This is a genomic window from Ectothiorhodospiraceae bacterium BW-2, assembly GCA_008375315.1.
In the GTDB taxonomy this organism is placed as follows: Bacteria; Pseudomonadota; Gammaproteobacteria; order Thiohalomonadales; family Thiohalomonadaceae; genus BW-2.
On sequence record CP032507.1, the window covers coordinates 1,613,180 to 1,627,171 of the forward strand.

At 50.0% G+C, this 13,992-nt stretch carries 12 protein-coding genes; 6 read left to right on the forward strand and 6 right to left on the reverse strand.

Annotation, left to right across the window (positions count from 1 at the left end; translation table 11 throughout):
* Positions 1–5: 5 nt before the first annotated feature.
* The 6 genes from brxC to D5085_07785 form a co-directional block, all read right to left on the reverse strand.
* Positions 6–3,443, reverse strand: coding sequence for a BREX system P-loop protein BrxC (gene brxC / locus D5085_07760; GenBank protein ID QEP43020.1), 3,438 nt, complete (start codon positions 3,441–3,443; stop codon positions 6–8).
* A 14-nt stretch (positions 3,444–3,457) separates the two neighbouring features.
* A complete protein-coding gene (locus tag D5085_07765) occupies positions 3,458–4,009 on the reverse strand; it encodes a DUF1788 domain-containing protein (GenBank protein ID QEP43021.1) in 552 nt (183 codons plus the stop codon).
* A complete protein-coding gene (locus D5085_07770) occupies positions 3,996–4,787 on the reverse strand; it encodes a hypothetical protein (GenBank protein ID QEP45093.1) in 792 nt (263 codons plus the stop codon). Before D5085_07770 ends, D5085_07765 begins: the two co-directional genes overlap by 14 nt.
* A gap of 237 nt (positions 4,788–5,024) precedes the next feature.
* On the reverse strand, positions 5,025–5,528 hold the full coding sequence (locus D5085_07775; protein QEP43022.1) for a hypothetical protein: 504 nt from the start codon (positions 5,526–5,528) through the stop codon (positions 5,025–5,027).
* Positions 5,525–5,815 carry a hypothetical protein gene (locus D5085_07780; protein ID QEP43023.1) on the reverse strand — a complete coding sequence of 97 codons (291 nt, stop codon included), beginning with the start codon at positions 5,813–5,815 and terminating at the stop codon, positions 5,525–5,527. The genes D5085_07775 and D5085_07780 overlap by 4 nt, the downstream gene beginning before the upstream one ends.
* 11 nt (positions 5,816–5,826) lie before the next feature.
* Positions 5,827–6,051, reverse strand: coding sequence for a hypothetical protein (locus tag D5085_07785; protein ID QEP43024.1), 225 nt, complete (start codon positions 6,049–6,051; stop codon positions 5,827–5,829).
* Between the two features lie 21 nt (positions 6,052–6,072).
* Between D5085_07785 and D5085_07790 the strand changes: the two genes are divergently transcribed.
* The 6 genes from D5085_07790 (at position 6,073) to cas8c (ending at position 13,991) form a co-directional block, all read left to right on the forward strand.
* A complete protein-coding gene (locus D5085_07790) occupies positions 6,073–6,885 on the forward strand; it encodes a hypothetical protein (protein ID QEP43025.1) in 813 nt (270 codons plus the stop codon).
* Positions 6,882–7,085 (forward strand): hypothetical protein, encoded by a 204-nt coding sequence (locus tag D5085_07795; GenBank protein ID QEP43026.1) that lies wholly within the window; start codon positions 6,882–6,884, stop codon positions 7,083–7,085. The genes D5085_07790 and D5085_07795 overlap by 4 nt, the downstream gene beginning before the upstream one ends.
* A 428-nt stretch (positions 7,086–7,513) precedes the next feature.
* The gene (locus D5085_07800; GenBank protein QEP45094.1) at positions 7,514–8,632 is read left to right on the forward strand and encodes a transposase; all 1,119 of its coding nucleotides are present in this window, start codon (positions 7,514–7,516) and stop codon (positions 8,630–8,632) included.
* A 233-nt stretch (positions 8,633–8,865) separates the two neighbouring features.
* Complete coding sequence (gene cas3, locus D5085_07805; GenBank protein QEP43027.1) at positions 8,866–11,265, forward strand: CRISPR-associated helicase Cas3'; 2,400 nt, start codon at positions 8,866–8,868, stop codon at positions 11,263–11,265.
* A 15-nt stretch (positions 11,266–11,280) separates the two neighbouring features.
* The gene (gene cas5c / locus D5085_07810) at positions 11,281–11,988 is read left to right on the forward strand and encodes a type I-C CRISPR-associated protein Cas5 (GenBank protein QEP43028.1); all 708 of its coding nucleotides are present in this window, start codon (positions 11,281–11,283) and stop codon (positions 11,986–11,988) included.
* Positions 11,985–13,991 (forward strand): type I-C CRISPR-associated protein Cas8c/Csd1, encoded by a 2,007-nt coding sequence (cas8c, locus tag D5085_07815; protein ID QEP43029.1) that lies wholly within the window; start codon positions 11,985–11,987, stop codon positions 13,989–13,991. Before cas5c ends, cas8c begins: the two co-directional genes overlap by 4 nt.
* The last annotated feature ends 1 nt before the right edge of the window (position 13,992 follow it).

Consider the following 13,992-nt stretch of genomic DNA (forward strand, 5'->3'; position numbering starts at 1 on the left):
TTAGTCTACTTAATTACAACGGGGCCATTGGGTAGCGCGGTTTTTAACTGTTGGCCGACATCATCTAACCAAGCTTCAATCTCTTCGTCAGTTTTCAGGGTACGACGCGGTACCTGAATAAATTGTGCTTGTGGTTCACAAAGCTCTGCCGCTCCGGTAGCCACATTATCAAACCGCGATGGCAGGGCAGCAACCCGATCACTAAACATCGGCAGGGTGCAGTTATCCAGAGTGGTCAGCACCTCTTCGGTAGTCTGTACGGCTATTACCGGTTGATCTGTCAGAGTCAACTTTTGGGCCGATAGTAGTTGATTACGCTGCTCCGGCTCCAGTTGCTGCCAGTTGGCGTCTTGCTGTAACCGCTGTAAATTTTGTTCATGCCCCGATTGGTAGGCATGGTTCAGACGATTCAGCTCATCACGCAGTAGCTGCGTCAAATTGGCAATCAGGGGGACAACCGGGTCGGGCTGTTGCAGTAGTTGCCGCTGTTGTTCAATTGTTTCGATCTGAGCCTGAATAACATCCGCATCAGGTAGTGAGGCTGCATGGGCAATCAGTCGCTTGAGCAGTTCCCAATTGGGCCAGCGCCGGGCAACTTGTTCGGCTATTTCACCCCAGCTGTCAATGTTGTGGCTGAGTTGTTCGCGTTGTGTATAGAGCAATAACAGCTGTTCATTACCGGCAGTGGTTCGGATTTCATCTAACAGGGTGGTATCGGGGCGTTCGGGCTTGGGGGCTTCACCACCGGCACGATTCGCCAACGCCTCAAGCTTGTGCAGAAATGTCGGCAGGTGGGCTGACTCTTCCCCTTGTTTAACGGTCAGTCCGCTCTTTTGCAGTAGTTTGCGAATCTGAATCCGCTGCGCGGTGGTAATCGTGGTCGATTCGACTTTAAACCCCATTTTACCGATTGATTTGCGTTCTAGCTCTTTCGGATCTACCGTTTGACCCCGCTCGTCGTGTGCCCGAATCAGGCCTGCCACCAGTAGCACCTGTAGTCCGCCATCGACTGCATCCCGTGACCAGCCGTAGTGGTGCCCTTCAAAGTGAGTACGGATGTCGCTTCCCTTTTTACCGCCGGCAATATGGCTTAACAGCGATTTACAGACCGGATTTTTCGCGGCCTCTCCTTCATCACCGACCGCTTTTAAAGCGTCCGGTGCTCCTTTGGCGGCATTGGCATACACTTTGGCCCAGCCGACATGATCGGCGAGATGAAACTGTGGATAGAGTCGCTGTAATGCATTGTGGGCCGCTTCCAGTATCATCTGTTGCAGATCATTACCTAATACTTCGTTACCCCCACCCTGAAACAGTCGCGCGCCTGAGAAAGGCTCTTCCAGTAACTCACGAATTTTTCCATCGGCACTCTGTTTGGAGGTCTCCATCGCAGCACGCGCTTCAGTGCCTTCCGGGGTATTGGGGACTCCGCGCTTATCTAAAGTGGCACTGGCCGCCTTATACTCAATCAGGTGATGGCGCAAATCATCCGCTGAGCGTTTCGGAATATAGAGAAACAGGGTCGGTGATTGGTTTCCCGCTTGCCGGGCATCGGCTCGTACCGAGTTTTCATCGGTACTCCAGCCGTCGCGTACCCAAACACAGATCCGCTGTGCGGCATCGTTTGGTAGTTGAGCCTCAAAGATAGGGGTGATATCACGAGAGACTTTGGCGCTGCCCTGATTGAGTGAGAGTTTTCGGACTATCTCAGCAAATTTCTTACGAATCCGATCGTCGCGTTCGGCCTCAATGCGATGGGTTTGGCTGGAGAGGGAGGCGCGCTGGCTCAAAAACTCATCATTCCAGGCCGAACTCTCTTCGGTTTGAATGCGATACTCATCACCTACCTTCATCAGCAGTTCACACCTGTCCAGCAGAGAGGGAAGTTTACTGCGCAGGGCGGCGGAGCCTTGAGCCAGATCTTCTACCAGCAGATCAGCCAGTGTATCCACAGTGGCGCGGATGCCAATCTCCTGATTGCTGCCAGCCAGTTTAGTCACCAGAAAAACCAGACCACAAGCGCGGGCCATTAAGGTTTCATCTGCCGATCCTTTTATCCAGCTCAGGGTTTTTTCATGGATTTTGCGCGGTAATATACGTGATTGAAGTAGCTTATCGGCCGAGTCGAAGTAGAGATAGTCGGCCGGAACGACACTGCCCAATGGTTGATCCAAATTGGTCTGAATCACTTTATGAATCATACTGAGCTGGTTGCGCAACTGACTATCGGTGCCAGTCTGATCCAGTATCCGTAAGCTGTTCTCCCAGAAACGACGCCGCACCGGGAGGATGGGGTAGTCCTGAGCATACCAGACTATGTCATCCTGCTGATGGCCAATAGTGGTACCTGCCAGATGGCGTGAAATCTCGCCCAAATTGGTCTGCATGATCTGTTCAATCGGCGCTTTGGCTGCCGGTTTTTTGGCCAGAATCACCTGACGAATCACCGCATCAACATCGGCATCGGAGAGCTCTACCCGAATGGTAAAACGCCCCTCCATTTTTTTCAGGTTATTGGTGCCGGTCACAGCTGTCTGACCGGTGCCAATAAACAGCAGTTTGCCGCCGATATTTTTGCAGCAGGCCTCTACCGCCTCTTGTACATCAATAGAGCGCTGGCTATTTTCGCCGATATATTGCTGTACCTCATCCAGCACCACCAGGGTTAACGGAAATTTACCGGCTTTGGTCAGAGCGTGCCGAATCGCTTTGATCATGTCGTCACTGGAGATGTCCTGCACATAGGGGTAGAGGTTATTGAGTGTTTCGACACACGATGCCGGAGATGTGAACAGATTGGGTTTGGCCGCAACCAGTGCCTCATGCAATCCTTCGGCAACATAGAAGTTATCGAGCTCCTCGTTCCAATCAAAACCTTTTTGTGCCACATGGTTAACAACCTGATCGTAAATCCCTTCCTCTTTTAACCACATTACGAATCGGGCAACGGGATACTGCTCCGGCAGACCAACCGATTTGAAGATAATACGTAGCAGCGCCAGGCGAACACTACCACTCGCCCCCGCGCCCAGCGTTCCGGAGGCGGCGTGCAGACCGCCATGACGTTTGGCTGCGGTGGTTAACTCTTTAAGATGCTCCTGAATATTTTGCGGCAAGTTGGCAATACCCTGTGCTGTAGCGCCATCTTCAAATTCGGTGTTAACCCAAAGAGCCCGTAACATTTTCACCAGATGGGATTTACCCGAACCATAAAAGCCACTCACCCAGACCGCCGGTTGTTGCGCCTGATCAATATTTTTCAGATAGGTGTCGAAAATGTGTGCCAACCCTTTTTGGTACTGGCCATCACAGACAAAGGTTTCCAGCTCGTAACGCAGTACAGCGAGAGCGTGGTCTGTTTGATCATCATTAACGCTGGCGACCCCTTCATTAACCAGCTTGCGGGTGGCCGGATCTTTTTGGTAGATATCACAATTTTTCATCAATAGCCTCAGTATTAATACGCATTATCCGCTGTAATCGGCACCGCGAGATAGTTCCAGCCGTCATAACCATCTAACAGACGGTAGTTGTTATTTTCGTAACTGCCGGGAAAAAAGATCAGTAACCGGCCCTGCACCATCGGCGCGAGTTGATCGACCACATCTTTAATTTTAAGAAAACCGAACAGCGAACCGACGCCCTGAATCGCCACAACCGAGTTCTGATCCGCACCATGCTGGCTGAGAAATTGGGCAAATTCATCGGTAATGTAGCTCAGGTATTTTGGCAATAAGGTCGGTAACAGGTGTGGTTTTTGAAAATAGCTTTTGGCATACCGACCCGATGCCAGCCAAACCGCGAAGCTATCGGTAAGATCAAACAGTTTCCAGTCGTGTTGCGATTGCCGGGTGGCCAGCTCAAACTCATCTGTTTTTGCTCTGAGCGTCCGCTCTTCATTTTCGTTATAGACACAAAAAATCACCCGTTGTGCGGACGCGGCATCCTCACGCCAGGGAACTGCAATGTGTTGACTGTAGGATTGAATCAACCGTTTAATTTTGCTCACGGAGCCACTCCATCTCTTCCGGCTTAATTAAGTTGGGAAAATTAACTTCAATGACATCACCGACCCGTTTTAGGGTTATCCACCCTTTGCGGGAAGCCTCTTCCGCCAAATCAATCGCCTTGTCAAAGCTACACTCCAACAGCCGGATATACTCGGTTTGAAACAGCGACTGCCCACGTTCACCGCTGAGGTAGCCCAGTAGTAGCGCATACACGACGCTCCCGGCTGTGGCAGTAGCCATAGTACGGACTTTTTTTGCTCGTCCGTTCAGATGTCCTGATTTTGTCCACGATGCGTTGATGTTTTGTGCCGTCGACTTAAGCGTACCCGCACTAAAACGACCCGGTTCAAGATCGTCAATAAACTGTTCAACGGTTTCGCGCGCTACGGTTGCCCCTTGCGGGGTATTGATAATCAATTGAGCTGTTGAGCGAAAAATGGAGTCGCGAGCATAACTACAGAGTAAGGCGATGAGTGGCTGACTTTCGGGATCGCGGTTCCAGAGATAGAGCAGCGCCCGAAACAGCAGCTTTGAAGTCTCTAAACTATACAGATCGACCAAATGGCGATAGGTCAGCATGCGCGTTTTAGCTGATCGTTTACCCAGACAGTTATCTTCAACTATTGCGTGCAGATAGGCCTTTTTTTTGGCTTCAGGGTTATCGATACAGGCAAACAGCAGACGAAGCTCATTCAACATGATTGTGCGGGAAGAGTGGGCACCGCCTCGCTCAAATTTAAATCCCAATCGGTTTAGGCAGGAACTACTATTACTCATTTTTATCAGTCGTTTCTGTTGCTCTATCACATCTAACCCACTCATCGATCCTTTTTAAATTTCCATAACTGCTGAGAAAATGGCACAACTCAAACGGTCGGGGAGGGATTTAAACGCTAAGTGATGGAAAGAAACCTGTCAAGTTGATTATGGCTAAGGTTATGCAATTACATCCAACTCCAACTCCAACTCCAAATCTTAAAATTCTTCAGACACAAAAAAAGCGGGTAGCCGCAGCTACCCGTATTCCACTCTAAACGCCATTATCTCACCGTATTCGATCAAATACCCGCCTAAAAACCAAAAATTAAGCACCCCAGCCCAAAGCGCCTGATCGGCTTCGGTCCACGCATGCAGCACCGCACTATCCCAGCTACTGCCCGCATTGATCGCCGCCATAAATATCGCAGTCTTGGCCGTACAGTAGAGCAGCATAAACCAGTAAGTAATCACTGGCCGTACGCTAGCCGACAGACCATCGGCCCATCTTACACCGGAGCTATGGCCTTGTGAAGTAACCGCCTGCTGTAAAGTGGCCATCGCCCCGCTATTCCAGCTTGTTTGCGCTTCAGCCTGCTGCTCTGCCAACTGCTGACTCCCGCGCAACTTCTCCAGCTCCAGCGTCTGCTGCTGCAGTTTGAGCTGATGCTGCCGCTCCCCTTTGCGGTCAATCCATTTGAGCACCTCCGGTGCCAGCCTGAAAGTGCCGCCCAGCAACCCACCTAGCAGTGTCTCAATCATTGTGCCCCTCCAAAGATTTTCAGCTTAATCACCGCCCCGGCCAGCAGAGCCAGCACAAAGCCGGTGGTTAAGATTTTGACAAAGGTATGCCACGCAGTGCGCTTGGCCGCGTTATAGGCCTCCAGCAGGCTTCTCAGCGTACGGATATCGTGCGCAGCATCATCGCCATCGAGTCCGACATCGGCTAAGGCGTGACGCGCCCCTTTCTCTGCCACCTCTTCCAATAGCGCCTCAAACTCCTCTCGCGGCATGGTGACCATCCCTTCGCATAAATTCGGTGCATGCATCGCCTCTCTCCTCAAATTTCAATCTCTACAAACGGTAATTCGGGTGCTTCGCCAATCACCTGATCGGCTTTAACAAAAACCCGCTGCCCCAATTCTGCTTCGCCAGTGACTCGCAGCTGCCCACCACCGGGTAATTCAACAATCAGATCGCCACTTTCTTGCCGGCTAATGACTTTTCCTGTCAGCAGTGGTGCTTGCGGTAACAGCCGCTCAAACTCTCGCCAGATATTGCTCATGAGAAATGTCGCTCCACTTCGATGGTTTGCCGGATAGTTAACGATTGCTGCCATTGGGCCTCGCGGTTTATCTTCCAACGCTTTATCGAGCTGGAGGGGGGTGTCGAATTGGTGAAAGAGCTCAGGGCGATGGGGGCCACCTCCAAATCGTGGACCACTCAGGATGGCAGATTCCGACAGGGCACACCGATTCACAAATCGATGATATACCGTCTGCTCAACAACCGCACCTACCTCGGCGAGTTACGCCATCGCGAGGAGTGGGTCAATGGCGAGCATCCGGCGATTATCGAGCAGCCCCTATGGGATAAGGTACAGGCTATTCTCAAAACCAACAGTCGGGTAAGAGGTAACCGAACCCGGGCCAAGGTGCCGTTCCTGCTTAAAGGTTTAATCTTCGGGTCAGATGGTCGGGCGATGTCACCCAATCATACCCGCAAGAAAAACGGCCGGCTCTACCGCTACTACATCCCTCAACGCGATGCCAAAGAGCATGCCGGGGTATCAGGGCTGCCGAGATTGCCCGCCGATGAGATAGAGACAGCGGTGATTAACCAGCTCAGAGGTATTCTTCGCTCCGAAACCATGATTCAGCAGATATTACCCAACGCCCGGCAGCATGAACCGGCTATTGATGAAGCCCAAGTCACCGTAGCGATGACGCAACTGGATGCGATATGGGAGGAGCTGTTTCCGACTGAACAGCAGCGCATTGCTCAACTGCTGATTCAAAAGGTGACTGTCTCCAGCAGTGAGGTACAGTTGCAATTGCATTCTACCGGACTGCAGAGTGTGGCGCTGGAACTGCATCAGCCACAGGCAGGTGCGGCATGAGTTACCATACCGTTATGCGGCAAACCGGTGAGGCAGAGATAGGCGAGGGGAGTGGTGGCAGTGCAGTTGTGACACTGCCGATACAGGTCAAACCACGAGGGGAGCGCAAGCAGATTATTGCTCCGGATGGCCAGTCCCGGCAGCGGGTCGAGATAACACCGATGCAGCAGGCGCTGCTACGAGGGTATCGTTGGCTGTAACTCCTCATAAACCGTTAGCATTCTCGCCGCTGATTTTGCTAGACTAATGCCATCAAATTCATCAACTCGCCAAAATTCAAACTGAACCAGTGACCGATACAGAACAGACATTACTCAGCATGCTACTTGCTCAACAAGAGAGAATTGAGCAGTTGGAAGCGGAGATTATTCGTCTGAAGAATCTGAATCAAAAACCGACCATCAAGCCGAGCAAAATAGATCAGCAGGATGACGCTGACTCATCCGGTGATGCCAACTCTGATGAAGAAGGTAATGAGTCAACAGATAATCAGGACAAATCGGGTCGTGGCAAAAAACGCAACTCAGGTCCCAAAGGAAGCAAAAAAGATAAATTAGTCGTCACAACGCTTCGCGAGCTTGCCCCGCCCGATCTGCCTGACGATCCGAAAGAGGCAGGATGGAAGCATGTGAGTCATAGCGACTATCTGGTTCAGGAGCTGTTGATGGAAGTCAATGTGATCTGCTATCGGCGCGAGGTGTGGCGTCGTCCGGATGGCTCATTGGCGATTGGCGAGTTGCCTGACGATGTTAAAGGTCATTTTGGCCCTACTCTCAAAAGCTATCTGCTCTACCAAAACCACCACGGCTGCATGACACAGCCACGAATTCACCAACAATTGACAGAAATAGGGTTCCAGCTTTCCACCGGACAACTGAGCCAGCTTTTAACCGAAGGGCATGACGCGTTTCATGAAGAAGCGCTTAGTGTGTTACAGGCTGGGATAGATGTCTGTGATTATCTGCAAACCGATGATACCGGTGCGAGGCACGATGGGAAAAATGGCTATTGCACGGTCATTACCAATGACCTGTTTACATGGTTCGGGAGTACAGAGAGTAAAAGTCGGATCAATTTTTTGACGCTGTTGCAGGCAGGCGAGTGTCGCTATGTCCTCAATTCTGAAGCGTTGACCTATATGAGCGGACAAAAATTCCCGCAGAAAAAACAAGAACAGCTGAAATTAGGTCAAACATTCACAGACCGCGACTCATGGCATATCCATCTGAGGAAAGTGGGAATCACAAACCAACGCCATATCCGGATAGTGACCGAAGGGGCTCTGCTCGGTGGGTTAGTCGATTTAGGATTTGATACGAATATCGCCCTGATAAGCGATGATGCCGGTCAGTTTAACCTGTTTTACCATGCGTTGTGTTGGATTCATGCCGAGCGGGTTGATGAGCTGTGTCGAACAAAAACCAGCTATATGTTGATGAACAACGCACTGAGCCGGCTAGCAGCGAATAAAACAGAGTTATTTCGGGTGTTAGAGCGCCCCGACATCCCCTTACACAACAACCTCAGTGAGCGAGAAATCCGGGAATATGTGACCCGACGAAAAATCAGCGGTTCAACCCGCAGCGAAAACGGGCGCCGCTGTCGGGATACTTTTACAAGCCTGAAGAAAACCTGCCGAAAACTCGGAATCTCGTTTTGGGATTATCTGAACGACAGGATATCTGGCGCCAATAAATTAATCCCGTTAGCTGATGCGATCAGAAATGCCGCTGTTGCTAACGGTTAATGAGAAGTTACGTTTGGCAGATGTGCAGGCATCCACTTAAATAAGCGAAATTAAAGCTTGCTTTATATGCTTTTTATAGACATCAAATAACCTACGACATAAGTTATTAATTGACTGTTTTAATTACTCATGTTAATTTTAAAACTTGGCCATGTTTGAAAGATGACGAAACGATGAATAGGGTCGTTTTGTGATATAAAACCAATTACAACACAGTTAAGGACAGCTTGCATATGACTCCTGTTATCGCACACTATCGAAAAATTGATAACTCAGCACAACTATTGGCTTCGCACCTGCAGAGTGTGGCGCAACTGGGTGCTGCATTCGGTGATAAAATCGATCTGGCTGAAATGGCAGAGTTGCTGGGATTATTGCATGATTTAGGTAAATATAGCGCCGCTTTTCAAGCCTATTTAGGTTCAGCGACCGGACAGATAGACCCCGATGCCGATGGTTGGATCGACGCAACCCATCAAAAAGGCAAAATTGACCACTCCAGCGCCGGAGCGCAGTGGATTTGGCAGCAGTGGCAAGGTTATGGTGAGTTGGGAAAACTAGCCGCGCAAATGATTGCACTCTGCGTCGCCTCCCACCACAGCGGCCTGATTGACTGTTTAACCCCTGAAGGAGACGATAACTTTAACAAACGGATCCAAAAAGAGGAGAGCAAAACCCATCTTAACGAAGTCAATGCAAAAATAGATGCGGAGATTCGTCAACGTTTGGAACAGTTGAGCGATAAAACGGTTCTTAACGCCTTTTTGACTCGATTACAATCGATCACTCAGGGTAGGCCACCCCTACAGCGTGACTTCTATCTTGGTATGGTCACCCGTTTTCTGTTTAGTGCTTTAATTGATGCGGATCGACAAGATAGTGCTGATTTTGAAACGCCCGAAAATCGCCAGTTTCGCGTCAAAGATCGACCCGACTGGCCTATTGCTATCGAACGATTTGAAGCTGCTCTGCAAAACTGGTCAGCAACAACACCAATAGATACGATTCGTCAACGCATATCCGATAACTGCTACCAACGGGCAAACGGTGAGCGAGGATTATATACTCTGTCGGTACCCACCGGTGGCGGTAAGACTTTAGCCAGCCTCCGTTTTGCACTGCATCATGCACAGCAGCATCAGATGGATCGGATTTTTTATATTATTCCCTACACCTCCATCATTGAACAAAATGCTACTGCGATTCGTGAACTACTGGAGCAGGAGGGCGATGTTACCCCATGGGTGTTAGAACACCATAGTAATCTTGAACCCGAGCATCAAACCTGGCATAGCAAACTAAGTAGTGAAAACTGGAGTGCGCCGATTGTGCTGACGACCATGGTGCAGTTTCTGGAGACCCTGTTTGCTGGCGGAACCCGTAGTGCGCGACGACTGCATCAATTCGCTAACAGCGTGCTGATTTTTGATGAGATTCAGACCTTGCCAGTCAAGATGGTTCATCTCTTCTGTAATGCACTTAATTTTTTATTGGAGCAGACCCAAACCACAGCACTGCTCTGTACCGCGACTCAACCGCTGTTACAGGGATTAAAACATCCCGATAAAGGGGAACTAAAACTCAACCCCGCTAACGAATTAGCGGGTGATGTTGGTCAGCTCTTTGATGATCTGGAACGAATTGAGTTTATCGATCAACGACGAATGGGGGGCTGGCAGGCCGATGAGATTGCACAATTGGCGCAACAGCAACTGAGAGAACAAGGCAGTACTTTGGTAATTGTGAATACCAAGGGCTGGGCTAAAACGATCTATCAGCTCTGTTGTGATGGGGTTGACCAAGAGAGCATCTACCACCTCTCTACCCATCAGTGTGCCGCACACCGTAAGGTTATCTTGACGACGATTAAACAGCGGTTAGCCGATAAACTACCGGTACTGCTTATTAGCACGCAGCTCATAGAGGCCGGTGTCGATATTGATTTTGCCAGCGTTATCCGTTTTATGGCAGGACTCGATTCTATCGCTCAAGCGGCGGGACGCTGTAATCGTCATGGTGCCAATCCCAATCATCGCGGTCAAGTGACGATTATCAACCCCGCAGAGGAGCCTTTAGAATGGTTAATTGATATTCGCATCGGCAAAGAGAGCGCCGATCGGGTAATGAGAGAATTTGCCGCTAACGAATGGCTGAAACCCAAAGCGATAAGTCGCTATTTTGACTACTACTTCTACCAGCGAGCCGATGAGATGAGTTATCGCGTTGATAGCGACTCATTACTTAGTTGGTTAAGCTGTAATGATAAAAATAGTGGTTATCAGGATAAACCGAAATTACAGCAATCGTTTATGAGTGCAGGTAAGGCGTTTAAGGCGATTGATGCACCGACCGAACCGCTCTTAGTGCCCTATAGTGAAGGGGAGCAGATTATTGCTGAGTTGTGCGCCGTTGCCAAAGATTTCCAACCTGCGCTTTACCGAAAACTGCTGCGATCGGCTCAGTCCTATAGTGTGAACCTCTATGCCAATGATTGGCGCAGGTTGAGCGAAGCCGGAGCAATTTATGAAATTACTGCAGGTGAGGGGGTCTACTATCTTGATTCTCGCCATTATAGTGATGAATGGGGTATTAATGATAAAGCGGTGGAGGCGATGCCATTTTTAGGTGTTTAAACAAGGGGAAAGAGTTTGCAAAATAGTATTCAATTTAAAGTGAGTGGCCGTTATGCTCTGTTTACCGATCCGGTAACACGGGTCGGTGGCGAAAAGTGCAGCTACCATCTACCCACCTACGAGGCGATAAAAGGGATCACCAAATCGATCTACTGGAAACCGACGATTATCTGGGTAGTGGATCGGGTGCGGGTGATTAAGCCGCTCCGTACCCAGACCAAAGGTACCAAACCGATTAAATATCAGGCAGAAGGTAATGATCTGGCCATCTACACCTTTTTGCGCGATGTCGAGTATCAGGTTGAAGCCCATTTTGAGTGGAATGAACACCGTCCTGAGTTAACCGCTGATCGCAATCCACAGAAACATCTGGCGATTGCTCAAAGAATGGTCGAACGGGGTGGACGGCAGGATATTTTTCTCGGCACCCGTGACTGTCAGGGCTATGTTGAGCCCTGCACATTTGGCGAGGGTAAAGGGGCCTATGACGAAATTGACGAGCTTGGCTTCGGTGTACAGTTTCACGGCTTTGATTATCCGGATGAGAGTGGCAATCCGGAGTTGGTGAGCCGATTTTGGCAAGCGGTGATGCAAAAAGGGGTAATTCATTATCCACGCCCCGAAGGGTGCACTCTGCGCCGTCATGTACGCAAGATGGAGGCGAAGCCATTTGAGCTCGATGAAAATCAGTGTACTGTTGCAGATGAGGAGGAGCAGTCATGAGTTGGATGGCGAAACTTTATGATACCTATGACGCTGCCATGCAGCTCGATTTGGATGGCGATCAGGCGTTGATGCCTATTAGCCACTCCATACAGAATGCCCATATTCATATTGTGTTAGATGGTGACGGGAAATTTATCCGTGCAGAAGTACTCGATAAGTTGCAGATTATGTTACCCGCTACCGAAGCTTCAGCGGGTCGAACCAGTGGTGAAGCCCCTCATGCACTGGCCGATAAACTGCAATATGTAGCTGCTGATTACAGTGAATTTGGTGGAACTAAAAAAGCTTATTTTTCTAGCTATCATGACCAGTTATCAGCATGGTGTAACTCAATCTACGTCCATACTAAAGCACAAGCGGTTTTAAGCTATATCGAACAGGAGCGGGTAATAGCCGATTTAGTGGCGCAACAGGTAATTCATCTGGATGATAACGGTCATTTACTAAACTGCTGGGAGCATGAGGAGGAGATTCCTGCTCTGTTTAAAATATTACCTAAACAGAAAGGCGAAACCGATCAAGGTGCAGCACTGGTCTGTTGGAGTGTTGAACTCTCCGGTGATCGGCAGCCTCATACATGGCTCGATGAGACTCTGCAACAGAGCTGGGTCGATTATCAGGCGAGTGAAAGTTCTGATGCCGGGTTCTGTTTTATTACCGGAGAGAATGCACCGCTGGCAACTTCGCACCCTGCTAAACTGCGCCATTCCGGCGATAGCGCAAAGTTAATTTCAGCCAATGATAGCAGCGGTTTTACCTATCGTGGTCGTTTTACTACTCCGCAGCAGGCTGCTTCGGTTGGTTTTGGTGCTACGCAAAAAGCCCACAATGCCCTGCGCTGGCTAATCAAACGGCAGGGATTTCGTAACGGCGATCAGGTTTGGGTCAGTTGGGCGGTATCGGGTCAACCGATCCCGGAGCCGGCAGTCAGCAGTTGGGATTGGAATCTAAATCTTGATGCGCTGGATAATACAACCGATCATGCAACGGAATCGGTTAGCAATGACAACGAACCCACGCTACAACACAGTCGTAATTTAGGCGCACAGTTTGCCAAACAGTTGAACCGTTATCTGGCAGGGTATCGTGCCAAACTGAAGCCGACGGAGGAGGTCGTGGTAATGGGGCTTGACTCGGCTACGCAGGGACGAATGAGTCTAATCTACTACCGCGAACTACTGTCGGGGGAGTTCTTAGATCGGGTTGAGCAGTGGCACCGCCAGTTTGCTTGGTATCAGCGCCATAGCGAAGAGCTACCCACCGAGGGTAAAAAGAAGCCGAAAACGCGCACTATCTGGCCGATTGCCTCACTCGCACCACGAAAAATTGCTGAAACGATTTACGGCAGTCGTCTCGATGATGCGCTGAAAAAGAGCGTGATTGAGCGGCTGATGCCCTGCATTATTGATCAACGCCCGCTACCTGAAGATTTACTGCGATTAGCGGTAAAGCGGGTCAGTAATCGGGTCGGTTATCCCACTGACGAGTGGTGGCGTTGGGAACAGGATTTAGGCGTAGCCTGCGCCCTCTATCGCGGCTATCGTGCCCGTCATCCTCAAATGAATCAACAAAAGGAGTACTCTATGGCTTTAGAAGAAGAGAACCACAGTCGTGACTATCTCTACGGTCGTCTGCTGGCGATTGCCGAACGCATTGAGGAGGTCGCGCTCAGTGTTGGCGGTGAGAATCGTACTACCATGGCGGCGCGACTGATGCAGCGCTTTGCCGATCGTCCCTATACCACCTGGCGCACGCTGGAGCTGTCGTTACAGCCCTATATGCAGCGGCTCCAAGTATCCCGAACCGGCTTTTTAGTCAATCGTAAACGAGAGCTGGATCAGATTTTGGCACAATTTATCCCGGCCGACTTTATCAGCGATAAGGCACTCAGTGGTGAGTTTCTGCTCGGCTACCATTGTCAGCGCATGGCGCAAAAACCCAAATTAACGGACGATAGCAGTGAACATGCTGAATCCATCGAACTATCGAATCAGGAGTAAT

What these genes read in the sequence shown, in the direction of transcription:
- brxC (QEP43020.1), bottom strand. Translation starts at nt 3,443, where the DNA reads ATGAAAAATTGTGATATCTACCAAAAAGATCCGGCCACCCGCAAGCTG.
- D5085_07770 (QEP45093.1), bottom strand. Translation starts at nt 4,787, where the DNA reads ATGAGTAATAGTAGTTCCTGCCTAAACCGATTGGGATTTAAATTTGAG.
- D5085_07775 (QEP43022.1), bottom strand. Translation starts at nt 5,528, where the DNA reads ATGATTGAGACACTGCTAGGTGGGTTGCTGGGCGGCACTTTCAGGCTG.
- D5085_07780 (QEP43023.1), bottom strand. Translation starts at nt 5,815, where the DNA reads ATGCATGCACCGAATTTATGCGAAGGGATGGTCACCATGCCGCGAGAG.
- D5085_07785 (QEP43024.1), bottom strand. Translation starts at nt 6,051, where the DNA reads ATGAGCAATATCTGGCGAGAGTTTGAGCGGCTGTTACCGCAAGCACCA.
- D5085_07790 (QEP43025.1), top strand. Translation starts at nt 6,073, where the DNA reads ATGGTTTGCCGGATAGTTAACGATTGCTGCCATTGGGCCTCGCGGTTT.
- D5085_07795 (QEP43026.1), top strand. Translation starts at nt 6,882, where the DNA reads ATGAGTTACCATACCGTTATGCGGCAAACCGGTGAGGCAGAGATAGGC.
- cas3 (QEP43027.1), top strand. Translation starts at nt 8,866, where the DNA reads ATGACTCCTGTTATCGCACACTATCGAAAAATTGATAACTCAGCACAA.
- cas8c (QEP43029.1), top strand. Translation starts at nt 11,985, where the DNA reads ATGAGTTGGATGGCGAAACTTTATGATACCTATGACGCTGCCATGCAG.